The sequence below is a fragment of the Pseudomonas sp. GW821-FHT01D09 genome, assembly GCF_059422465.1.
Map to the genome: position 1 here is coordinate 13,359 of NZ_JBWKWY010000044.1, position 22,574 is coordinate 35,932.

The 22,574-nt window shown below is 63.5% G+C and carries 21 protein-coding genes; 15 read left to right on the forward strand and 6 right to left on the reverse strand.

Annotation, left to right across the window (positions count from 1 at the left end; genetic code table 11):
• Positions 1–5 precede the first annotated feature (5 nt).
• The 7 genes from lepB (at position 6) to tadA (ending at position 6,388) form a co-directional block, all read left to right on the forward strand.
• A complete protein-coding gene (lepB, locus tag AC07W7_RS25155; protein WP_076962364.1) occupies positions 6–860 on the forward strand; it encodes a signal peptidase I in 855 nt (284 codons plus the stop codon).
• 154 nt (positions 861–1,014) lie between these two features.
• On the forward strand, positions 1,015–1,704 hold the full coding sequence (gene rnc, locus AC07W7_RS25160; protein WP_029297476.1) for a ribonuclease III: 690 nt from the start codon (positions 1,015–1,017) through the stop codon (positions 1,702–1,704).
• On the forward strand, positions 1,697–2,599 hold the full coding sequence (gene era / locus AC07W7_RS25165; protein ID WP_076962365.1) for a GTPase Era: 903 nt from the start codon (positions 1,697–1,699) through the stop codon (positions 2,597–2,599). Before rnc ends, era begins: the two co-directional genes overlap by 8 nt.
• 188 nt (positions 2,600–2,787) lie before the next feature.
• On the forward strand, positions 2,788–3,477 hold the full coding sequence (gene recO, locus AC07W7_RS25170; RefSeq protein WP_099167685.1) for a DNA repair protein RecO: 690 nt from the start codon (positions 2,788–2,790) through the stop codon (positions 3,475–3,477).
• A gap of 51 nt (positions 3,478–3,528) precedes the next feature.
• Positions 3,529–4,272 carry a pyridoxine 5'-phosphate synthase gene (pdxJ, locus tag AC07W7_RS25175; protein ID WP_076962367.1) on the forward strand — a complete coding sequence of 248 codons (744 nt, stop codon included), beginning with the start codon at positions 3,529–3,531 and terminating at the stop codon, positions 4,270–4,272.
• Positions 4,273–4,508: 236 nt separating this feature from the next.
• On the forward strand, positions 4,509–5,891 hold the full coding sequence (locus AC07W7_RS25180; protein ID WP_495040321.1) for a multicopper oxidase family protein: 1,383 nt from the start codon (positions 4,509–4,511) through the stop codon (positions 5,889–5,891).
• On the forward strand, positions 5,891–6,388 hold the full coding sequence (gene tadA, locus AC07W7_RS25185; RefSeq protein WP_099167687.1) for a tRNA adenosine(34) deaminase TadA: 498 nt from the start codon (positions 5,891–5,893) through the stop codon (positions 6,386–6,388). The genes AC07W7_RS25180 and tadA overlap by 1 nt, the downstream gene beginning before the upstream one ends.
• 85 nt (positions 6,389–6,473) lie before the next feature.
• Here tadA and cmoB read toward each other — a convergent pair whose 3' ends face one another.
• From cmoB to AC07W7_RS25215, 6 genes are all read right to left on the reverse strand, one after another.
• Positions 6,474–7,430, reverse strand: a complete 957-nt coding sequence (gene cmoB / locus AC07W7_RS25190) for a tRNA 5-methoxyuridine(34)/uridine 5-oxyacetic acid(34) synthase CmoB (RefSeq protein WP_076962369.1) — start codon at positions 7,428–7,430, stop codon at positions 6,474–6,476.
• A complete protein-coding gene (cmoA, locus tag AC07W7_RS25195; RefSeq protein WP_076962370.1) occupies positions 7,427–8,170 on the reverse strand; it encodes a carboxy-S-adenosyl-L-methionine synthase CmoA in 744 nt (247 codons plus the stop codon). Before cmoA ends, cmoB begins: the two co-directional genes overlap by 4 nt.
• Before the next feature lie 36 nt (positions 8,171–8,206).
• Entirely contained in the window at positions 8,207–8,863 is a 657-nt protein-coding gene (locus AC07W7_RS25200; RefSeq protein ID WP_495040322.1) for a lysoplasmalogenase, read from the reverse strand.
• Position 8,864: 1 nt separating this feature from the next.
• Positions 8,865–9,257 carry a protease inhibitor I42 family protein gene (locus tag AC07W7_RS25205; RefSeq protein WP_076962372.1) on the reverse strand — a complete coding sequence of 131 codons (393 nt, stop codon included), beginning with the start codon at positions 9,255–9,257 and terminating at the stop codon, positions 8,865–8,867.
• A 191-nt stretch (positions 9,258–9,448) separates the two neighbouring features.
• Positions 9,449–11,869, reverse strand: a complete 2,421-nt coding sequence (gene lon, locus AC07W7_RS25210; protein WP_076962373.1) for an endopeptidase La — start codon at positions 11,867–11,869, stop codon at positions 9,449–9,451.
• 223 nt (positions 11,870–12,092) lie between these two features.
• On the reverse strand, positions 12,093–13,082 hold the full coding sequence (locus tag AC07W7_RS25215) for a GntR family transcriptional regulator (RefSeq protein WP_495040323.1): 990 nt from the start codon (positions 13,080–13,082) through the stop codon (positions 12,093–12,095).
• A gap of 408 nt (positions 13,083–13,490) precedes the next feature.
• Here AC07W7_RS25215 and AC07W7_RS25220 point away from each other — a divergent pair, with 408 nt between their 5' ends.
• The 8 genes from AC07W7_RS25220 to AC07W7_RS25255 all read left to right on the forward strand — a co-directional run bounded on the left by AC07W7_RS25220 (position 13,491) and on the right by AC07W7_RS25255 (position 22,483).
• Positions 13,491–14,369, forward strand: coding sequence for a polysaccharide deacetylase family protein (locus AC07W7_RS25220; RefSeq protein WP_099167690.1), 879 nt, complete (start codon positions 13,491–13,493; stop codon positions 14,367–14,369).
• A 27-nt stretch (positions 14,370–14,396) separates the two neighbouring features.
• The gene (locus tag AC07W7_RS25225; protein ID WP_099167691.1) at positions 14,397–15,737 is read left to right on the forward strand and encodes an MFS transporter; all 1,341 of its coding nucleotides are present in this window, start codon (positions 14,397–14,399) and stop codon (positions 15,735–15,737) included.
• 10 nt (positions 15,738–15,747) lie between these two features.
• Positions 15,748–16,509 (forward strand): SDR family NAD(P)-dependent oxidoreductase, encoded by a 762-nt coding sequence (locus tag AC07W7_RS25230; protein WP_495040324.1) that lies wholly within the window; start codon positions 15,748–15,750, stop codon positions 16,507–16,509.
• Positions 16,510–16,661: 152 nt separating this feature from the next.
• Positions 16,662–17,411 (forward strand): SDR family NAD(P)-dependent oxidoreductase, encoded by a 750-nt coding sequence (locus AC07W7_RS25235; RefSeq protein WP_076962378.1) that lies wholly within the window; start codon positions 16,662–16,664, stop codon positions 17,409–17,411.
• Between the two features lie 13 nt (positions 17,412–17,424).
• Complete coding sequence (locus AC07W7_RS25240) at positions 17,425–17,733, forward strand: hypothetical protein (protein ID WP_495040325.1); 309 nt, start codon at positions 17,425–17,427, stop codon at positions 17,731–17,733.
• A gap of 58 nt (positions 17,734–17,791) precedes the next feature.
• Positions 17,792–18,772, forward strand: coding sequence for a CobW family GTP-binding protein (locus AC07W7_RS25245; protein WP_495040326.1), 981 nt, complete (start codon positions 17,792–17,794; stop codon positions 18,770–18,772).
• Positions 18,769–19,944, forward strand: a complete 1,176-nt coding sequence (locus AC07W7_RS25250) for an ABC transporter substrate-binding protein (RefSeq protein ID WP_099167693.1) — start codon at positions 18,769–18,771, stop codon at positions 19,942–19,944. The genes AC07W7_RS25245 and AC07W7_RS25250 overlap by 4 nt, the downstream gene beginning before the upstream one ends.
• 202 nt (positions 19,945–20,146) lie before the next feature.
• Complete coding sequence (locus tag AC07W7_RS25255) at positions 20,147–22,483, forward strand: putative bifunctional diguanylate cyclase/phosphodiesterase (RefSeq protein ID WP_495040327.1); 2,337 nt, start codon at positions 20,147–20,149, stop codon at positions 22,481–22,483.
• Positions 22,484–22,574 lie beyond the last annotated feature (91 nt).

A 22,574-nucleotide genomic window follows, 5' to 3' on the forward strand; every position in this document is an offset into this window, starting at 1 on the left:
GTCCTATGTCACTAAATTTCCCGCTGTTGCTGGTCATCGCCGTTGCCGTCTGTGGTCTCCTGGCGCTGCTCGATCTGCTGTTCTTCGCCCCGCGTCGTCGGGCGGCCATCGCGTCCTATCAGGGCAGCGTCAGCCAGCCCGATGGCGTAGTGATCGAGAAGCTCAACAAAGAGCCCTTGCTGGTTGAATACGGCAAGTCGTTCTTCCCGGTGTTGTTCATCGTGCTGGTGCTGCGCTCGTTTCTGGTAGAGCCGTTCCAGATTCCTTCGGGCTCGATGAAACCGACCCTGGATGTGGGCGACTTCATCCTGGTGAATAAATTTTCGTACGGGATCCGCTTGCCGGTGATCGACAAGAAAATCATCGAGGTGGGTGATCCGCAGCGCGGCGATGTGATGGTGTTCCGCTACCCAAGCGACCCGAACGTCAACTACATCAAGCGTGTGGTCGGCCTGCCGGGTGACGTGATCCGCTACACCAGCGACAAGCGCCTGTTCGTCAATGGCGAGTCGGTGGCCGAGAAACTCATCGGTTCCGAGCCGAACACCCTGGGCAGCGCCGAGCTGTACGAGGAAAAACTCGGGGCGGTAGAGCACCAGATCCGCAAGGAAATGAGCCGCTACCGTTCGCCGCCCGACAACCAGTGGACCGTGCCTGCCGGGCACTATTTCATGATGGGCGACAACCGCGACAACTCCAACGACAGCCGCTACTGGGATGACCCAAGCATTCCCAAGGCGCTGTTGGGCATGGTTCCCGACCAGAATATCGTCGGCAAGGCCTTTGCGGTCTGGATGAGCTGGCCGGAACCCAAGCTCAGCCACCTGCCGAACTTCTCGCGGGTAGGGCTGATCAAGTAATCCATGCGGCGCTGTGAACACAGCGCCGAATGCTTTTCTGGGGCTTGGACATTGGTCCGGCTTCGAGCAATACGCAGCATTGCCAGGATTTGAATTTGAACACAGCGTTAATCGTCGATGGCCTTTGCCGCCACGTACTGACAGTAGGTAAACCGTGAGCGTTTCTTTGAGTCGTCTTGAGCGTCAGCTCGGCTACACCTTCAAGGACCAGGAATTGATGGTCCTTGCCCTTACACACCGCAGTTTTGCTGGGCGCAACAATGAACGCCTGGAGTTCCTCGGTGATGCCATCCTTAACTTCGCCGCGGGCGAAGCCCTGTTCAACCGCTTCCCCCTGGCCCGTGAAGGCCAGCTGTCGCGCTTGCGCGCACGCCTGGTGAAAGGCGAGACCCTGGCCGTCCTGGCCCGTGGTTTTGACCTGGGCGAGTACCTGCGCCTGGGGTCCGGCGAGTTGAAGAGCGGCGGTTTCCGTCGCGAGTCGATCCTGGCCGATGCCCTGGAAGCCCTGATCGGTGCGATCTATCTCGATGCCGGGATGGAAGTGGCCAAGGAGCGGGTCATGGCCTGGCTGGCGTCGGAAATCGACAGCCTGACCCTGGTGGATACCAACAAGGATCCCAAGACCCGCCTGCAGGAATTCTTGCAGTCGCGTGGCTGCGAACTGCCACGCTACGAAGTGGTGGATATCCAGGGTGAGCCGCACTGCCGTGTGTTCTTCGTCGAATGCGAAGTCACCTTATTGAACGAAAAAAGCCGAGGTCAGGGTGTGAGCCGTCGTATTGCCGAACAGGTAGCGGCCGCTGCAGCACTGATTGCCCTGGGCGTGGAGAATGGCCATGACTGATTCAACCGCAACACGCTGTGGCTATGTTGCCATCGTCGGCCGTCCCAACGTGGGCAAGTCCACGCTGCTCAACCATATCCTGGGGCAGAAGCTGGCGATCACCTCGCGCAAGCCGCAGACCACCCGCCACAACATGCTGGGCATCAAGACCGAAGGCAACGTGCAAGCGGTCTATGTCGATACCCCGGGCATGCACAAAGGCGGCGAGAAAGCCCTGAACCGCTACATGAACAAGACCGCTTCGGCGGCGTTGAAAGACGTCGACGTGGTGATCTTCGTGGTCGACCGCACCAAGTGGACCGATGAAGACCAGATGGTCCTGGAGCGTGTGCAGTACGTTACCGGGCCATTGATCGTCGCGCTGAACAAGACCGACCGCATCGAAGACAAAGCCGAGCTGATGCCGCACCTGAGCTGGTTGCAGGAACAACTGCCGAACGCCCAGATCATGCCGATCTCGGCCCAGCACGGGCACAACCTCGAAGCCCTGGAGCGGGTGATCGCCGGCTACCTGCCGGAGAACGAGCACTTCTTCCCGGAAGACCAGATCACCGACCGCAGCAGCCGTTTCCTCGCCGCCGAGCTGGTACGCGAGAAAATCATGCGCCAGATGGGTGCTGAGCTGCCGTACCAGATCACCGTGGAAATCGAAGAGTTCAAGCAGCAGGGCAAGACCCTGCATATCCATGCGCTGATCCTCGTCGAACGTGACGGCCAGAAGAAAATCATCATTGGCGACAAGGGCGAACGCATCAAGCGCATCGGCACCGAGGCGCGCAAGGACATGGAAGTGCTGTTCGATTCCAAGATCATGCTTAACCTGTGGGTGAAGGTTAAGGGTGGCTGGTCCGATGACGAGCGCGCGTTGCGTTCCCTGGGCTACGGCGACCTGTAATCAGTCACCAGTAACACCGCAGGACAAAATGTGGGAGCGGGCTTGTGTGGGAGCTGGCTTGCCTGCGATAGCATCGCCTCGGTCTACTTGATACATCGAGGCGTCTGCATCGCAGGCAAGCCAGCTCCCACACAAGACAGCTCCCACATTGGTTTATCGCTGTTCTTAAGTTCCGCGAAGAGACATTCATGTCCCAATCCCCACCCCCCAGCCAACCCGCCTACGTCCTGCACAGCCGCGCCTACCGCGAGACCAGCGCCCTGGTGGACTTCCTCACGCCCCAGGGTCGGCTGCGTGCGGTATTGCGCAGCGCGCGGGGCAAGGCGGGGACGCTGGCGCGGCCATTTGTGGCCCTGGACGTGGAGTTTCGCGGCAAGGGCGAGCTGAAAAACGTCGGCCGCCTGGAAAGCATCGGCACCTCGGCCTGGCTCAATGGCGAGGCGCTGTTCAGCGGCCTGTACCTCAATGAGCTGCTGATCCGCCTGCTGCCCGCCGAAGACCCGCACCCCGCAGTGTTCGATCACTATGCCGCGACCCTGCTGGCCCTGGCTGAAGGCCGTCCCCTGGAGCCGCTGCTGCGCGCTTTCGAGTGGCGCCTGCTCGACGACCTGGGCTACGGCTTCGACCTGCACAACGACCTGCACGGCGAGCCCATCGCCAGCGACGGCATGTACCGCCTGCAAGTGGACGCCGGGCTGGAGCGTGTCTACCTGCTGCAACCCGGCCTGTTCCAGGGCACCGAGTTGCTGGCCATGGCCGAGGCCGAGTGGAGCGCGCCCGGTGCCTTGTCTGCGGCCAAGCGCCTGATGCGCCAGGCCCTGGCTGTGCATCTGGGCGGTCGGCCCTTGGTCAGTCGCGAGTTGTTTCGGAAGCCCTGACATCCCCGTGTATGCTGTACGCCGATTCTTTCCCTTTTCAGGAGCGCTTCCGTGACCACCAGCAATCGCATTCTTCTTGGCGTCAATATCGACCACGTTGCCACCCTGCGCCAGGCCCGGGGCACCCGCTACCCTGATCCGGTCAAGGCCGCGCTGGATGCTGAAGAAGCAGGCGCCGACGGGATCACCGTGCACCTGCGCGAAGACCGCCGGCACATCCAGGAGCGCGACGTGCTGGTGCTCAAGGACGTGCTGCAAACCCGCATGAATTTCGAGATGGGCATCACCGAAGAAATGATGGCCTTCGCCGAGCGCATCCGCCCGGCGCATATCTGCCTGGTCCCGGAAACCCGCCAGGAACTGACCACCGAAGGCGGCCTGGATGTGGCCGGCCAGGAAGCGCGGATCAAGGCCGCAGTCGAGCGCCTGTCGCAGATCGGCAGTGAAGTCTCGCTGTTTATCGACGCCGACGAACGGCAGATCGAAGCCTCGCACCGCGTGGGCGCACCGGCCATCGAGTTGCACACCGGCCGCTACGCCGATGCCACCACCCCGAGCGAAGTCGCTGACGAACTGCAGCGCATCATCGACGGCGTGGCCTGCGGCCTGCGCGAGGGCCTGATCGTCAACGCCGGCCATGGCCTGCATTACCACAACGTCGAAGCCGTGGCGGCGATCAAGGGCATCAACGAACTGAACATCGGCCATGCGCTGGTGGCGCACGCGCTGTTCGTCGGTTTCAAGGGCGCGGTTGCCGAGATGAAAGCGCTGATCCTGGCTGCCGCCAAACACTGACCAACGCTGAAAATCCAGGGTGGGGCGCGCTTGTGTGGGAGCGGGCTTGCCCGCGATGAGGCCGTTTCAGTCGATACCTCTATTGACTGACCCAGCGCTATCGCGGGCAAGCCGGCTCCCACACAAGCCCGCTTGCTCCCACATGCGGCAATGCGAAGCCTTACTGTTTAGCCGGCAGGGGTGTATCGTATTTGCCCTTTGCAGGCCTTGCGCCCGCGCAGATCCGTGAGGTTGTTGTGTCCCGATCCTTTTCCCGTCGACAAATCCTTGGTGGCCTCGCCGGCCTGGCAGTGGTGGGCGTCGGTGCCGGTGGCGCCTATCGCTATTGGCTGGGGAAAGTCGCGGACGCCAGCGCCGGGCGTGATTACGAACTGATTGCCGCGCCCCTGGACGTGGAACTGGTGCCGGGGCACACCACCCAGGCCTGGGCGTTCGGTCCCTCGGCGCCGGGCACCGAGTTGCGCGTACGCCAGGGTGAATGGCTGCGGGTGCGCTTTATCAACCACCTGCCGGTTGCCACCACCATCCATTGGCACGGTATCCGCCTGCCCCTGGAAATGGACGGCGTGCCCTATGTCTCGCAACTGCCGGTATTGCCCGGCGAGTATTTCGACTACCAGTTCCGCGTGCCGGATGCCGGCAGCTATTGGTATCACCCCCATGTCAGCAGCAGCGAAGAGCTGGGCCGTGGCCTGGTCGGGCCGTTGATTGTCGAAGAGCGCGAGCCCACCGGCTTCCAGCATGAGCGCACCCTGAGCCTGAAAAACTGGCATATCGACGAACAGGGCGAATTTGTCGAATTCAGCATCCCCCGCGAAGCCGCCCGTGGCGGTACGGCCGGGCGCCTGTCGACCATCAACGGTGTGCCGCAGGCGGTCATTGACCTGCCGGCCGGGCAAATCACCCGGGTGCGCCTGCTCAACCTCGACAACACCCTGACCTATCGCCTGAATATCCCCAACGCCGAGGCGCAGATCTACGCCCTGGACGGCAACCCCATCGAGCCCCGGCCCCTGGGCAAGGAATACTGGCTGGGCCCGGGCATGCGCATCTGCCTGGCGATCAAGGCCCCGCCGACCGGCGAAGAACTGTCGATCCGCAATGGCCCGGTACGCCTGGGCACCTTCCGCTCGGTGGCCAACACCGAGGCGCCTGGCGAGTGGCCACCTGCGTTGCCGGCCAACCCGATTGCCGAGCCGGACCTGGCCAATGCCGAGAAACTCAACTTCAATTTTGAATGGGTCGGCCAGGTCTCGGTCAATGTCGAGAACGGTAAACCGCCGAGCCTGTGGCAGATCAACGGCCAGGCCTGGGACATCACCGACAAGACCTGCGCCGACCGCCCGATTGCCAAGCTGCAATTGGGCAAGAGCTATATTTTTGAATTGAAGAACATGACCCAGTACCAGCACCCGATCCACCTGCATGGCATGAGCTTCAAGGTCATCGCGTCAAACCGCCACAAGGTCACGCCGTACTTCACCGACACCTACCTGCTGGGCAAGAACGAGCGCGCCCGCGTGGCGTTGGTGGCGGATAACCCCGGGGTGTGGATGTTCCATTGCCATGTGATCGACCATATGGAAACCGGCCTGATGGCCGCCATCGAGGTGGCGTGATGCGCCAGGTTCGCCCCACGGCCATCATCGACCGCAGCCGCGACCAGGACTTTATGCGCCAAGCCCTGGCCCTCGCCGCCCAGGGCGCGGCCCTCGGCGAAGTGCCGGTGGGCGCGGTGCTGGTGCAGGACGGCGCAATCATCGGCCGCGGCTTCAATTGCCCGATCAGCGGCAGCGACCCGAGCGCCCATGCCGAGATGGTCGCCATCCGCGCGGCGGCCCAGGCCGTCAGCAACTACCGCCTGCCGGGCAGCACCCTGTATGTGACCCTGGAACCGTGCAGCATGTGCGCCGGGCTGATCGTCCACTCGCGCATCGCCCGGGTGGTGTACGGCGCGCTGGAGCCCAAGGCCGGGATTGTGCAGAGCCAGGGGCAGTTCTTTACCCAGGGCTTTCTCAATCACCGGGTGTTGTTTGAAGGTGGGGTGTTGGCTGAAGAGTGCGGGGCGGTGTTGAGTGAGTTCTTCAAGGCCAGAAGGGCCAAGCCCAGCACCTGATCTCAAGGTGAAAACCCAATCAATGTGGGAGCTGGCTTGCCTGCTCCCACATTTTTGATCTGCATTTTCTCAGGGAGATTGGGGGTTACTTCTTGGCGATGATCACCGCCCGCATCGGCGCCGGCAGCCCTTCAATCGTCTTGCTGTGGTCCTCAGGATCGAGGAAGTCACTCAAGGACTGATACTTCATCCACTCGGTGCCACGCTGTTCCTCGAGCGTGGTCACGCTCACATCCACGCAACGCACCTCACTGAACCCGGCACGCCGCAGCCATAGCATCAGCGCCGGCACCGAAGGCAGGAACCACACATTACGCATCTGTGCGTAACGGTCTTCTGGCACCAGTACCTGTTGTTGATCACCCTCGATCACCAACGTTTCCAGCACCAGTTCGCCGCCCTTGACCAGGCAGTCCTTGAGCGCCAGCAAATGCTCGATGGGCGAGCGGCGGTGGTAGAACACGCCCATGGAGAATACCGTGTCGAAACCTTCCATGTTCGGCGGCAGGTCCTCGAAGGGGAACGGCAGGTGCCAGGCGTTAGGGGCCGACAGGTAGCGCTGCACCGCCTGGAACTGGCAGAAGAACAGCCAGTTGGGGTCGACGCCAATCACGCTGTCGGCCCCGGCGCCGAGCATGCGCCACATGTAATAGCCGTTGCCACAGCCCACATCGAGGATGCGCTTGCCCGCAAGGTTCAGGTGCGGTGCGACCCGCGACCATTTCCAGTCCGAGCGCCATTCGGTGTCTACATGCACCCCGAACAGGTTGAACGGGCCTTTGCGCCACGGGCTCAGGCCCATCAGCGCGGCATGCATCTGCTCACGGGTGGCGTCATCGCAAGCGGTGTCGAGGGTCAGGCCGTTCAGCAGGTCGACTTCGCTCGGCAGGATCTTGGGCAATGCGTCCAGCGCACTTTGCCAGCGCGCCAGGTCGCCATGGCCCTTTTCCATTTTTGCATCGAGTTGTGCTTGCAGGCCCTGGGCCCAGACGGCCAGGGGAGTGCCGACCAGATGGCGGGCGAGGGGAGACAGATCAATCATGGCAAGGCAATCAACGAGGCAAAGTTAAGACACTGGAACCACGGCACGACTTTCGAGAACCCGGCCGCCAGCAGGCGTTCGCGGTGTTCTTCGAGGCTGTCGGGCTTCATGACGTTTTCGATGGCGCTGCGCTTCTGGGCGATTTCCAGTTCGCTGTAGCCGTTGGCGCGCTTGAACGCCACATGCAGGTCGGTGAGCAGCGCGTGTTCCTCGGCATCATTGAAGCGCAGTTTTTCCGAAAGAATCAGCGCGCCACCGGGCAGCAGCGCCTGGCGAATCCGCCCAAGCAGCGCCAGGCGCTCCTCGGGGGCAATGAATTGCAGGGTGAAGTTCAGCGCCACCACCGAGGCCGGCTGAAACTGCAGGGCGAGGATATCGCCTTCGATCACCTGCACCGGCAACAGCTCCTGGAACATCGAGTCCTGGCCGTTGAGGTATTCGCGGCAGCGCTCGACCATCGCCGCCGAGTTATCCACCGCGATCACCCGGCAGCCGTCGGTGCGCACATGGCGCCGCAGGGCCTGGGTCACCGCGCCCAGGGACGAACCCAGGTCATACAGCACGCTGCCCGGCTGGGCGAACTGCGCCGCCAGCACGCCGAGGTTCTCGACAATGGTCGGGTAACCGGGCACCGAACGCTTGATCATGTCCGGGAACACCCGTACCACGTCCTCGTTAAAGGCGAAGTCCGGCACCTGGGGCAAGGGCTGGGCGAATAGGCGATCGGGTTCTTTGCTCACGGCTGTTCCGGCGACGAAGTGGAAAAGGCCGGCATTTTAGCCAGGTTGGCGAGGCGATGCGCGGGTTGTCTGATGGAAAGCCGATGCGGTGATGCCCCATTGCCCCAACCAATAGGTAATGATCAACAGATACGGCGCGGCATCGAAGGTCACCACAAAGCGGTTGATGCCGATCAGCGTGTCGGAAAACACAAACGACGCCGCCCCGGCCGCCGCCAATTGTGCCGAGCGCTTGGGCACATCGCTGCCCAACCGGGCCAACGCACGCCAGAGCATGGCGCTGATCACCAGCGCATACACCACCACCGGAACCAGCAAGTCGCCCAGACCGTGGGAAATCAGGATGCTCAGCAAGATTGCGCCAACCACCAGCGCCAGTATCAAGGCAGGCAGCGCTGCACGGCGGCAGTCGCTGAAGTAGGCCTTGAGGTACGCCAGGTGCGCGAACAAAAACGCGCCCAGGCCAAAGATAAACAGGTCGCCGGGCCAGGCCAGCAATACATCGCCCACCAGGGAGAAAATCAGCCCCAGGCTGATCCAGCGTCGATAGTCGCTGGGCGGCGCATCATGCAGCCAACCCAACAGCGCCAAGACCGGCAGCGGCTTGACCAACAGGCAAAGCAAGGTGGCGTGCGTGCTCAGGCCGTAGATAAAGGTAGCCGCACCCATCAACGCAAGAATCATCCATGGCATATCAGTTCACCGTAATGGCGCAGTCAAAGGTGTCCACCGGATTCACTTCCGGGGCCCAGGGTTGTTGGGAGGTCAGGCGCAGGCGGCCGCTACCGGCGGTAAAGGCCTGGAAGCGCCAGGTGGATTGCCCGGCAGCACCGACCACGCCGGCGTCCTCGGGGTTGCTGTAGACCTCGGGGCCGAGGCTGCGCAGCACGCCGCCGGCCGAATCCTGGATCGCCCAGCGATAACCGGTGGTGGGGTTGCTCGGCAAGGTCAGGGTCAGGTTTTGCCCGGCCTTGAGCTTGAGCGGGCAGGCGCTTTGTTTTTCCACGGTGACGTTTTGCTTCGGTGCACTGGCGCAAGCCGCGAGCAGGGCGAGGCTTAGGGCAAGAAGCAGGCGGGCAGCGGTCATGAAGGCTCCGTTTATTGGCGACGAAGGGCGAGCATAACCGAAGATGAGACAAGGTGTTACAGGGTGGTATTTATGTTGGCTGTGCCGGCCTCATCGCGGGCAAGCCCGCTCCCACACTTGAATGTGTTCACACATCAAAATGTGGGAGCGGGCTTGCCCGCGATGAGGCCAGTGCCGACGCTACAGATCTATCAGAACAACACCTTGGCCACATCCGCAAACCGCTTGGCAAAGTGCACTGTCATGCCGTCCTTGAGGTACTCCGGCAACTCTTCAAAGCTGCCCCGGTTGGGCTCGGGCAGGATCAGTTCATGGATCTTCTGGCGCCGCGCCGCAATCACCTTCTCGCGCACGCCGCCAATCGGCAGTACATGCCCGGTCAGGGTCAGTTCGCCGGTCATGGCCACGCCTTTTTTCGGCGGCTGGTTGCGCGCCAGCGACAGCAACGCACTGGCCATGGTCACCCCGGCACTCGGGCCGTCTTTGGGCGTGGCGCCTTCCGGCACGTGCAGGTGCACGAAGGCTTCATCGAAGAACTTCGGGTCACCGCCAAACGACTTCAGGTTGGAGCTGATGTAGCTATAGGCGATTTCGGCGGATTCCTTCATCACGTCACCCAACTGCCCGGTGAGCTTGAAGCCGCGATTGAGCGTGTGGATGCGCGTCGCCTCGATCGGCAAGGTCGCGCCGCCCATGCTGGTCCAGGCCAGGCCGGTAATCACCCCGGTGCCCGACAGCACTTGCTCGTTGCGGAACACCGGCATGCCCAGGGAGCTTTCCAGGTCCTTGTTGCCGATCTTGATCACCGAGTCCGGCTCATCCAGCAGCTTGACCACCGCCTTGCGCACCAGCTTGCCCAGTTGCTTCTCCAGCTGGCGCACCCCGGCTTCGCGGGCATAGCCGTCGATCAGGGCGCGCAGGGCGCCGTCGGTGATGCTCAGGCTGGTTTTTGCCACGCCGGCTTTTTCCAACTGCTTGGGCCACAGGTGGCGCTTGGCGATGGCGACTTTTTCTTCGGTGATATAGCCCGACAGGCGAATCACTTCCATGCGGTCCAGCAACGGGCCGGGGATCGAGTCCAGGGTGTTGGCGGTGCACACGAACAGCACTTTGGACAGGTCCAGGCGCAGGTCCAGGTAGTGGTCGAGGAATTCGACGTTCTGTTCCGGGTCGAGGGTTTCCAGCAGGGCCGACGCCGGGTCGCCCTGGAAGCTCTGGCCCATCTTGTCGATCTCGTCGAGCATGATCACCGGGTTCATCACTTCCACATCTTTAAGCGCCTGCACCAGCTTGCCCGGCAGGGCGCCGATGTAGGTACGGCGATGGCCCTTGATCTCGGCCTCGTCGCGCATGCCGCCGACGCTGAAGCGGTAGAACGGCCGGCCCAGGGACTCGGCAATCGATTTGCCGACACTGGTCTTGCCCACGCCCGGCGGGCCCACCAGCAGCACGATGGAACCGGCGACCTCGCCTTTATAGGCGCCCACGGCCAGGAACTCGAGGATGCGACTCTTGATGTCGTCCAGCCCCGCATGGTGTTTATCCAGGACTTTGCGCGCGTGCTTGAGGTCGAGCTTGTCCTCTCCATACACGCCCCACGGCACCGAGGTGGCCCAGTCCAGGTAGTTGCGTGTCACCGCGTATTCCGGCGAGCCGGTTTCCAGGATCGACAGCTTGTTGAGTTCTTCATCGATGCGCTTGCGCGCCTGGGCCGGCAGCACCTTGCCTTCCAGGCGTTGCTCGAACTGCTCGACGTCGGCGCTGCGGTCGTCCTTGGTCAGCCCCAGCTCCTGCTGGATCACCTTGAGCTGTTCCTTGAGGAAGAATTCGCGTTGGTGCTCACCGATCTTGCGGTTCACCTCGGCGGAGATTTCCTTTTGCAGGCGCGCAACTTCCACCTCTTTGCGCAGCATCGGCAAGACTTTTTCCATGCGCTTGAGCATCGGCACGCAGTCCAGCACTTCCTGCAACTCGTTACCGGTGGCCGAGGTCAGCGCGGCGGCGAAGTCGGTCAGGGGCGACGGGTCGTTGGGGCTGAAGCGGTTGAGGTAGTTCTTCAACTCTTCGCTGTACAGCGGGTTGAGCGGCAGCAGCTCCTTGATCGCATTGATCAGCGCCATGCCGTAGGCCTTGACCTCATCGGTCGGCTCGCTGGGCTGGTGCGGGTATTCGACTTCCACCAGGTACGGTGGGCGATGGTGCTTGAGCCAGGTCTTGATGCGCACGCGGGTCAGGCCCTGGGCGACGAATTGCAGCTTGCCGTTTTCGCGGCTGGCGTGATGCACCTTGACCAGGGTGCCGTACAGCGGCAGGGCGGAGGTATCGAAATGCCGTGGGTCTTCGGGCGGGGTGTCCATGAAGAACAGCGCCAGGGAGTGGTGGTCGGATTTGCTCACCAGCTCCAGGGTCTCGGCCCAGGGCTCTTCATTGACGATCACCGGCAACACTTGCGCCGGGAAGAACGGGCGGTTGTGGATCGGGATGATATAGACCTTGTCCGGCAGGTTCTGCCCAGGCAGGGCCAGGCCGGTGTTGGACGACGGGGTTTGGGCGTTTTCGGGGTCGGCGTAGTCGTTGAGGTCGATATCGGGGAATTCTTGCTGGTCGCTCATGGGGCACCTGCATAGGGAAGTATGGAGGTTAGATGGGGCGGGTCGGCGGTGGTTTCAATGGCGCGGGGTGCTTAGCAACAAATTGCATGATATTAACCCCAACTGCTCGCCTGCTCGTTCCCACGCTCTGCGTGGGAATGCATCCCCAGGACGCTCCGCGTCCCAAGAGCGGACGCAGAGCGTCCAAGGCGGCATTCCCACGCGGAGCGTGGGAACGAGCAGGTCAGCTGAGTTTCTTGAGGTAGCCCGGCAACGGCTGCTCCGGTAATACCGACAACACCTTCAAGCGCTGCAACATGCGTTGCCGTGCCCGCTGCAAATGCTCGCGCAGGTTCAGCGCCGCCGCATCGAACGCCCCATGCAGCAGCAATTCCAGGATCAACCGGTGTTCGGCGAGCATCGCAGGATCGGCGCCGATGCCCAGCAGGCGATAGAAAATCCGGCTGATGATCATCGGGCTCTGGCCCTGGCGGATCAGGGCGGCGATCTTGCGGTTCTGCAGGCCTGCCAGGCAGTGCTGGTGCAGGTCGGCTTCCAGCTGTTCGATATCTTCCAGGCTGCAATGGGCGCGGTCTTGCGCGTCGATCACCCGTTGCAACATGGCTTCGAGCACCTCGCGCGCCAGGCCTGGGGCGCTCTGGCGCAGGGCTTCGGGCTCCAGGCAGGCGCGCAGTTCGTAGTCTTCGGTGACTTCCCGGGCGGTCAGCGGCCCGGCCAGCCATTGCGAGTACGGCTCCTTTTCCACCAGGCCACGGTCGCGCAGGCGCATCAAGGCTTCACGCACCACCGCGCGGCTGACGCCATAGTGATCGGCGGCGGCCTGTTCATCGAGGCGGTAGTGGCCGAAGGCGACACAAGTGGACAGCGCCGCGCCGATTTCCTCGACGATCCGCTCGCCCAGGGGCCGGGTGTCTACCAGCTCATCGTCGCCGTTCAGGCCCAGGTGTGCAGGGCTCAGGGGCAGGCGCAGTGGCTCCAGCGCCAGGCCTTCGGGGTTGATCAGGTAGCCCCGGCCATCGAAACGGCAGATCAGGCCTTCTGTATGCAGCAGGTCCAGGGCCTTGCGCACCGGCACGCGGCTGGTGCCGAACAGTTCGGCCAGCGGCGCCTCCAGCAGGACCAGCCCGTGGCGCGCGGTGCCGCTGACGATCGCATCCCGCAACAACTGGTGAATCATCGTGTAACGGGAGGCCGAGGCGGACACTGCTTTCATTGCTTTCTCTGGGGCATGTAGGACGGTGGCCGGGGATTCTCTCATAGATGCGCCTGTCACTCTGCGCCACATCGGCGGCGCTTTTTTGGGGCCTGGAATCTAGGGCTGTTACTTTTCTGCACTAAAATGTATTTATTTATAAAAGATACATTATTTCATTGAAGAGCCATCCCTGAAGCCCTGCACGATTTTTTCCCGGACTCGACACCCCCCTAGCCCGTAGGTCTTGGCGATATCGCCAGAGACCAGGCTGCCGTGTGCTGAACGGCTGGCACGAAACCTGCCTTTATAAAATGTACATTTTATTAATATGTACGTTTTAGGTGGGCTGGATGTCAAAGGCCCCTGCAATGGCCGGGGATTTTGCCAGCGGCCGCGACGAGCACTCACGCTTCAAGGAGACACACCATGGCTAAAGACATTCTCTGTGCATTTGGCGTCGACGTTGACGCCGTCGCCGGCTGGCTCGGTTCCTACGGTGGTGAAGACTCACCCGATGACATTTCCCGTGGCCTGTTCGCCGGTGAAATCGGCGCGCCACGCCTGCTCAAGTTGTTCGAGCGCTACGGCCTGCGCACCACCTGGTTTATCCCCGGGCATTCGATGGAAACCTTCCCCGAGCAGATGAAGGCCGTGGCCGATGCCGGCCACGAAATCGGCGTGCATGGCTACAGCCATGAAAACCCCATCGCGATGACGGCCGAGCAGGAAGAAATCGTCCTCGACAAGTCCATCGAACTGATCACCCAGGTCACTGGCAAGCGCCCCACCGGCTACGTCGCGCCCTGGTGGGAATTTAGCAAGGTGACCAACGAGCTGCTGCTGAAAAAGGGCATCAAGTACGACCACAGCCTGATGCACAACGACTTCCACCCCTACTACGTACGCAAGGGCGACAGCTGGACCAAGATCGACTACAGCCAGCACCCCGACACCTGGATGAAACCCCTGGTGCGCGGCGCAGAAACCGACCTGGTGGAGATCCCCGCCAACTGGTACCTCGACGACCTGCCGCCGATGATGTTTATCAAGAAGGCGCCCAACAGCCACGGCTTCGTCAACCCGCGGCACCTTGAAGAAATGTGGCGCGACCAGTTCGACTGGGTCTACCGCGAACACGAACACGCCGTGTTCACCATGACCATCCACCCCGACGTGTCGGGCCGTCCGCAAGTGCTGTTGATGCTGGAACGCTTGATCGAACACATCCAGGGCCATGCCGGCGTGCGCTTCGTCACCTTCGACGAAATCGCCGACGACTTTATCCGCCGCCAACCCCGTACCTGACCCTTTGCCCCCATCGAGGCGCGATCCATGTCTATCTACAACAAGCTCGACCTGACTGGCTGGAAACCCCGGCAACTGACGGCCAAGGAGGTACGCTTTGCCACCTGGATTGCATTTTTTGCCTGGGTGTTCGCGGTGTATGACTTCATCCTGTTCGGCACGCTGTTGCCGGAAATCGGCCGGCACTTTGGCTGGGGTGAAGTGGAGCAAGCCGAGATCGCGACCTGGGTCGCGGTGGGGACGGCGGTCGTCGCCCTGGCCATCGGCCCGCTGGTGGACAGGCTGGGGCGGCGCACCGGGATTATCTTCACCGTCGCCGGCTCTGCCGTGTGCTCGGCGCTGACCGCCATCGGCGGCGCGTGGGGCAAGTCGCCGCTGATCCTGATCCGCTCCCTGGGCGGCCTGGGCTATGCCGAGGAAACGGTCAACGCCACCTACCTGAGCGAGCTGTATGCGGCCTCCGACGACCCGAAATTGGCCAAGCGTCGCGGCTTTATCTACAGCCTGGTACAGGGCGGCTGGCCGGTCGGCGCGCTGATCGCGGCGGGCCTGACGGCGCTGCTGTTGCCGATCATCGGCTGGCAGGGCTGCTTTATCTTCGCCGCGATCCCGGCCATCGTCATTGCGGTCATGGCGCGCAAGCTCAAGGAGAGCCCGCAGTTCCAGATCCACCAGCGCATCACCCAATTGCGCAAGCGCGGCGCGGTGAGCGAGGCGCAGAACGTCGCGCTGACCTACGGCGTGGACTACGACGAACACAGCAAGGCCGGCCTCAAGGCGGCCTTCCGTGGTCCGGCACGCCGGGCAACCCTGGTGATCGGCGCGGCGATCCTGCTCAACTGGGCGGCGATCCAGGTGTTCAGCGTGCTGGGCACCTCGGTGATCATCAGCGTGCACCAGATCTCGTTCGAGAACTCGCTGATCATCCTGGTGCTGTCCAACCTGGTGGGCTACTGCGGCTACCTGTGCCACGGCTGGATGGGCGACAAGATCGGCCGGCGCAATGTCATCGGCCTGGGCTGGATGCTCGGCGGCCTGGCGTTTGCCGGCATGCTCTACGGCCCGAGCACGATGCCCATGGTGGTCGGGCTGTACAGCCTGGGCCTGTTCTTTTTGATCGGCCCGTACTCGGCGGCGCTGTTTTTTATCAGTGAAAGTTTCCCCACCAGCATCCGCGCCACCGGCGGCGCGATCATCCATGCCATGGGCCCGCTGGGCGCGGTAGTCGCCGGCTTTGGCGCGACCCAGGTGCTGTCCTCAGGCAGCGATTGGCAGACCGCCGCCCTGTATTTCGGCGCGCTGCCGTGCTTGCTCTCTGGCGCGCTGATGTTTGCCGCCCGCCATGTGCGCCCGGAAACCGTCCAGTAAGGAGTGTTTGATGAACCGTAAAGTCTCCTTGATTACCGGTGCCGCCAGCGGCATCGGCCAAGCCCTCGCCGTGGCCTATGCCCGCGCCGGCGTGGCGGTGGTGGGCGGGTACTACCCGGCCGATCCCCATGACCCGCAAGCCACCGTGGGCCTGGTGCAAGCGGCCGCTGGCGAATGCCTGATGTTGCCGCTGGACGTGGGGGATAGCGCCTCGGTGGATAACCTGGCGGCGCAGGCCACCCAGCATTTTGGCCGCCTCGACTACGCCGTGGCCAACGCCGGCCTGTTGCGCCGCGCGCCCTTGCTGGAGATGACCGACGCGCTGTGGGACGAGATGCTCAACATCGACCTGACCGGGGTGATGCGCACCTTCCGCGCGGCAACCGGGCAGATGAAAGAGGGCGGGGCGCTGGTGGCGATCTCGTCGATTGCCGGTGGCGTGTACGGGTGGCAGGAGCACGCCCATTACGCCGCGGCCAAGGCTGGCGTACCGGGTTTGTGCCGCTCGCTGGCGGTGGAACTGGCGCCGTTGGGGATCCGCTGCAACGCGGTGATCCCGGGGTTGATCGAGACACCGCAGTCGCTGGACGCCAAGAACTCCCTCGGCCCCGAAGGCCTGGCAAAAGCCGCACGGGCGATCCCGTTGGGCCGGGTCGGGCGGGCGGATGAAGTGGCGTCGCTGGTGCAGTTCTTGACCAGTGAGGCGTCCAGCTACCTGACCGGGCAGAGCATCGTGATTGATGGTGGCCTGACCGTGCGCTGGCCCGACTGACCCCCCTTGAACCCTAAGCAGTCCAAATGTGGGAGCGGGCTTGCCCGCGATAGCGGTATGTCAGTGACAGATTTGCTGGCTGACACGCCGCTATCACGGGCAAGCCGGCTCCCACAGGGAAGCTCACCCGTCTCAGCAACAGGAGAATCCGCATGCCGCAACTCAGCAACCGCCGCGCCGTGATCACCGGCGCCGGCAGCGGCATAGGCGCTGCCATCGCCCGCGCCTATGCCGTCGAAGGCGCCCGCCTGCTGCTGGCCGACCGCGATGCCGCGAGCCTGGCCGAAACCGCCATCACCTGCCGCAACCTCGGCGCCGAGGTATTTGAATGCCTGGCCGATGTCGGCAGCGTCGACGGTGCCCAGGCCAGTGTCGATGCCTGCGTCGCGCACTGGGGCGGCATCGATATCCTGGTCAACAACGCCGGCATGCTGACCCAGGCACGCTGTGTCGACCTGTCCATCGAGCAGTGGAACGACATGCTGCGCGTGGATCTGACCAGTGTGTTTATCGCCAGCCAGCGCGCCTTGCCCCATATGCTCGCCCAGCGCTGGGGGCGGATTATCAATATCGCCTCGCAACTGGGGATCAAGGGCGGCGCCGAACTCACCCATTACGCGGCGGCCAAGGCCGGGGTGATGGGTTTTACCAAGTCCCTGGCCCTGGAAGTGGCCAAGGACAATGTGCTGGTCAACGCCATCGCCCCCGGCCCCATCGAGACGCCCCTGGTGAGCGGCATCAGCGACACCTGGAAGCGCGCCAAGGCCGCCGAGCTGCCCCTGGGGCGGTTCGGCCTGGCCGCTGAAGTGGCGCCCACGGCGGTGCTGCTGGCCAGCGAACCGGGCGGCAACCTGTTTGTCGGCCAGACGCTGGGGCCGAACGCTGGCGATGTCATGCCATGACCGGGGCCTGACCATGTGTGGACTCTGCGGACTGCTGGGCGAAGACCTGCACTGGAGCGATCCTTTGGGCGACGAACTGCCCCGGCGCCGCGAACGCCTGCGCCGGATTGCCGCGATCAACCAGGTGCTGGCGGTGTTCCGGCTCAAGGTCGAAGACTTCCAGGGCGCGTCCTACCTGCTGCTTGGCGCCACCGGCAAGCAGGAATTGGCCAGTGGTCTGGACGCGTTGTGGCGCGCGGCAGAAGGCATGCTCGGCCGCCCGCTGGACCCCCTCGATCCCAAACTGCTCGATCACCTGGAAACTACCCCGCAACGCCTTTAAATCTGGGTGCCGTTCAGAATACTCAAAGCAGCGAAGATCAAATGTGGGAGGTATAAATATGAGCATCGCACTGAATGTCATCACCGGCTTCCTCGGCAGTGGCAAGACCACCTTGCTCAAGCGCCTGCTGCAAGGCGAAAGCCTCGGCGAGACTGCGCTGCTGATCAATGAGTTCGGCGATGTCGGCATCGATCACCTGCTGGTCGAAGCCGTTGCGCCCGACACCGTGCTGCTGCCCAGCGGCTGTATCTGCTGTTCCATTCGCGGCGAGTTGAAAGACGCGCTGCTGGGCCTGCTGCAACGCCGCGAGCGCGGGGAAATCCCGGCGTTCAAACGGGTGATCCTGGAAACCACCGGCCTCGCCGACCCGGCGCCGATCCTCGCCACTTTGAACAACGACATGCAACTGCGCGGGCGCTTTCATATCGGCCTGGTGGTGACCCTGGTCGATGCCAGCCACGCCGCCCTGCAAGAGCGCCTGCACCCGGAATGGCTGGCCCAGGTGGCGGCGGCTGATCGCCTGCTGCTGAGCAAGATCGACCGGGTGGATAACGGCGATGGCCTGCGCCAGCACCTGGCCGCGCTGAACGCCGGCACGCCGATCCTGAATGCCAGCGAGGTGCATAGCGGCGATCAACTGCTGCTGGGCGAGGGCCTGCGCAGCACGACGCCGGCCGTGGAAGTCGGGCGCTGGAGGCTGCATCAGGCGTCTTCCACGCCCTCTACCCACGGTGCGGCGCAGGTGTGTTGCCTGACCTTCGACCAACCCCTGGACTGGGTGGGCTTCGGGGTCTGGTTGTCGATGCTGTTAAGATGCCATGGCGAACGCATTCTTCGCGTCAAAGGACTGCTCAACGTGAACGCAAGCTCGGCCCCCATCGTCATTCATGGCGTGCAGCATTGCCTGCATGCCCCGGTTCATTTGCCTGCATGGCCGGGCACGGAGCGCCAGTCGCGCCTGGTGTTTATCCTGCGCGGCCTGGACCCGGCGTTGTTGCGCCGTTCCTTTGAGGTGTTCTCACGGCGGTTGGCAGCATGATTACCCTACGTGTCCTCGGTACTTCAGTGACCCTGCTCGAAGCGTTGCGCGTGCGCGCCGAACAGGAGCTGGGCATTCGCCTGGTGTACCAGGTGCACGATGTGGCGCAGGCGCAGCGCATTGCGGTGATGCAGCCCGACAGCTACGACCTCTACGACCAGTGGTTTCACAACGTCGATTTTGTATGGCCGGCGCGGGCGATCCAGCCCATCGACACCCGGCGCATTGCCCTGTGGCACGAGATCAACGACCTGCCCAAGCGCGGGCGCCTGAGTGCCAATGACCGCCTGGGCAGCGGCAGCGTGCCCAGCGAGCGCCTGTTCGTGCAGCACGACGGCAGCCTCGGCAGCGCCGTTACCGAGCGCATCAGCATGCTGCCCCTGACCCACAACGCCGACAGCTTTGCCTACCGCCCCGAGCGTTTGCCCGACGGCTTTTGCCGCCGCAACGAAAGCTGGGGCTGGCTGCTGGACCCGGCCTGGCGTGCACGCACCGCGTTGCAAAGCGATGCGGCCATCGGCGCCCTGGATGCCGCGTTGGCGGTGCAGGGGGCGGGGCTGGCCCACTTCAACGACATCGGCAATATGAGCATCGAAGAGATCGATGTGCTGGCTGAGATCCTGGTGCGCAAGCAGAAGGAAGGGCATTTCGCCGCGTTCTGGTCCGACGATGAAGAAGCGGCGCACTTGATGCTCAGCCCCAGCATCGATATCCAGAGCCTGTGGTCGCCGACCTTGATGCGCCTGCATCGGGCCGGGGTCAAATACCGCCTGGCGGTGCCCCGCGAAGGCTACCGCGCCTGGTTCGGCGGCCTGTCGCTGTCGCGTCACGCCAAAGGTCCGGTGCTGGACGCCGCCTACGCCTACCTCAACTGGTGGCTGTCGGGTTGGCCCGGCGCGGTGATGGCCCGCCAGGGTTACTACATCGGCAACCCGGCGCGCAGCCGTGACCACCTGAGCCGTGCCGAGTGGGACTACTGGTACGCCGGCCTGCCCGCCCGCGAAGAGCTGCCGGGCAGCGATGGCCTGCCGCTGATCGAGGTCGGCGAGGTGCGCGATGGCGGCTCCTATGAGCAGCGCATGGGGCATATCGCCGTGTGGAACTCGGTGATGGACGAGCACAACTACCTGGTGCGCCGCTGGGGCGATTTTATGCGGGCCCGCGCCGTGTAGCCGGTGATTTGTCGTCAAAATAATGTCAGCCCACCGCCCGTATTTATTAGGTTTACTTCTGCCCTGCGACGGCTAATCTGGGTTTTCCAAATGTTCTGAATGAACGGGCATTTATTTGACGCCGGGCCTGCAGTCGCGAGGGATGCGTATGACAAAAGGACGCTTGAGCTGGGGCGCGGGCACGCTACCAGGAGGCAAGCGGATGAAATGGCGCCACGCCTTCCAGGCGCGGCTGGCCGGGGTGTTGGCGTTATTGCTGCTGGTGGTGGTAGGCGCGGTGTACTTTGCCGTGAAAGTGGCCACTACCCATGCCGTGGAGAACCAGGCCCAGGTGCAACTGGAGACCGGCAGCCGAGTGTTCGAGCGGTTGCTGGACTTGCGCGGGCGGCGCCTGCAATACGGCCTGGACTGGCTGACGGTGGATGCGCAGTTTCGCCGTGCAGTCGCTGCGGGCGAGCCGGCACAGATCCTTGCCGCCCTGCGCCATCATGGCAGCGGGATCCGTGCCAGCGAGGTGTTTGTGCTGGGGCTCGATGGGCAGGTCATCGTCAGCACCCTGGCCGGCGTGCCTGCGCAGCAAGTCTTTCCCTATGCCCAGGCGCTGCGCCACGCCCGGCGCAACTCCTTGCAAATGCTGATTGTGGCCCTGGCCGGCCAGCCGTTCCTGCTGGTGCAGGAAGAGGTGCTGGATCCACTGCCCATTGCCCGGGTGGTCATGGGTTTTTCCATGGATGAGGCGTTTGCCGCCGAGTTGCGCTCGTTGAGCAACCTGGAAGTGTCGTTCATGAGCGTGGACCAGGGCCAGCCGGGCACCTTGTTCAGCACCCAGCCCCTGGCCGACCGCCCGGCCATTATCCAGGCGCTGTATGACCCCAATCCCGCCGAACTGGCGCAGATGAGCCAACTGCACGGCCAGCGCTTTCTCAGCCAGGTGCTGCCCCTGGCCAACACCGGGGATGGCGGGCACGTCATGGCCTTGCTGCAAAGCCCACTGGACCAGGCCCTGCAATCCTTCGCGCCGCTGGACCGGCAATTTCTCGGCATTGCCCTGGCGGCCTTGCTGGTCTCGCTGGTGGGCGCACTGTTGATGGCGCGCCGGGTGTCGCGCCCGCTCGATGCCCTGGTGCAGGCGGCCGAGCGCATCGGCGCCGGTGACTACCGCACGCCGGTGGCGGTGCGCGGCAAGGATGAGTTCGGCCTGTTGGCCCGGGCCTTCAACGCGATGCAGAGCGGCATCGCCGTGCGCGAACGGCAACTGGCACACAACGCCCTGCACGATGCATTGACCGGCCTGCCCAACCGCGCCCTGGCCATGGAGCGCCTGGGCAGTGCGATCAGTGCGCGGCGCCCGGTGGTGTTGCTGTACCTGGGGATCGAAAACTACCGGGTGATCAACGAAGGCTTCGGCCCCCAGGGCGTCGAGGAAATGCTGCGTGAGGCCAGCCGCTGCCTGCTGTCGAGCCTGGCGGCGGGGGATTCGGCGGCGCGCATTACCGGCAGTGAATTCCTCGTGTTGCTGGAAAACACCAAGCTCGACAGCGCCGTGGCCCGCGCCGACCGCCTGTACAGCCTGTTGACCGAACCGCAGCGGGTCGGTGGCGACGAGCTGCGCCACGAAGTGAGCATGGGCATTGCCGCCTACCCCGAAGATGGCCAGCAGGTCGAAGAACTGATCAGCCGCGCCGCCATTGCCCGCCACGATGCGGCCGCGTTGCCTGGCTACTTGCAGATCTATCAACAGGACCGCGACCTTGCCCATCAACGCCAGATCAGCCTGATCCGCGACCTGCGCCGCGCCGCCATCGAAGACGAACTGTTCCTGTGCTATCAGCCCAAGCTCGACCTGCGCCATGGCTATGTGCGCCAGGCCGAGGCGCTGTTGCGCTGGCAGCACCCGACCCTGGGCCTGGTGTCGCCCGCCGAATTCATCCCCCTGGCCGAGCGCTCCGGCAGCATGGCCAGCCTGACCCATTGGGTGATCGAAGAGGCGATCCGCCAGTTGGCAGAGTGGAGCGTGCGCGGGCTGGAGGTGCAGCTGTCGCTGAATATCTCGGTGGACGACCTGGGCGACGAAGGGCTGGCGCCACGGGTGACCGAATTGCTGGAGCGGCATGGGGTGCTGGCCGGGCAGTTGATTTTCGAGATCACCGAAAGCGCGATCATGCACAACCCGGAACAGGCCTTGCGCATCCTTGAGCAACTGCGCGGCTGTGGCATCAGCCTGTCGGTGGACGACTTCGGCACCGGCTACTCGTCCCTGGCCCAGTTGCAGCGCCTGCCGGTGCAGGAATTGAAGATCGACCAGTCCTTTGTGCGCAACCTCGACAGCACCAGCGGCGACGCGGTGATCGTGCGTTCGACCATCGAGATGAGCCACAACCTGGGGCTCAAGGTGGTGGCCGAAGGGGTGGAGTTCGAGCCCAGCCTGGCACTGCTCAAACAATGGAATTGCGACACCGCCCAGGGCTACCTGATCAGCCGGCCGTTGAATGCCAGGGCCTTCGAGATGTGGATGCGCCGGGATCGCAGCACGGTGTGACCGGCCTGTGGGAGCTGGCTTGTGTGGGAGCTGGCTTGCCTGCGATAGCGGTGGGTCAGTTGGCATAGGCTGCACTGACCCACCGCTATCG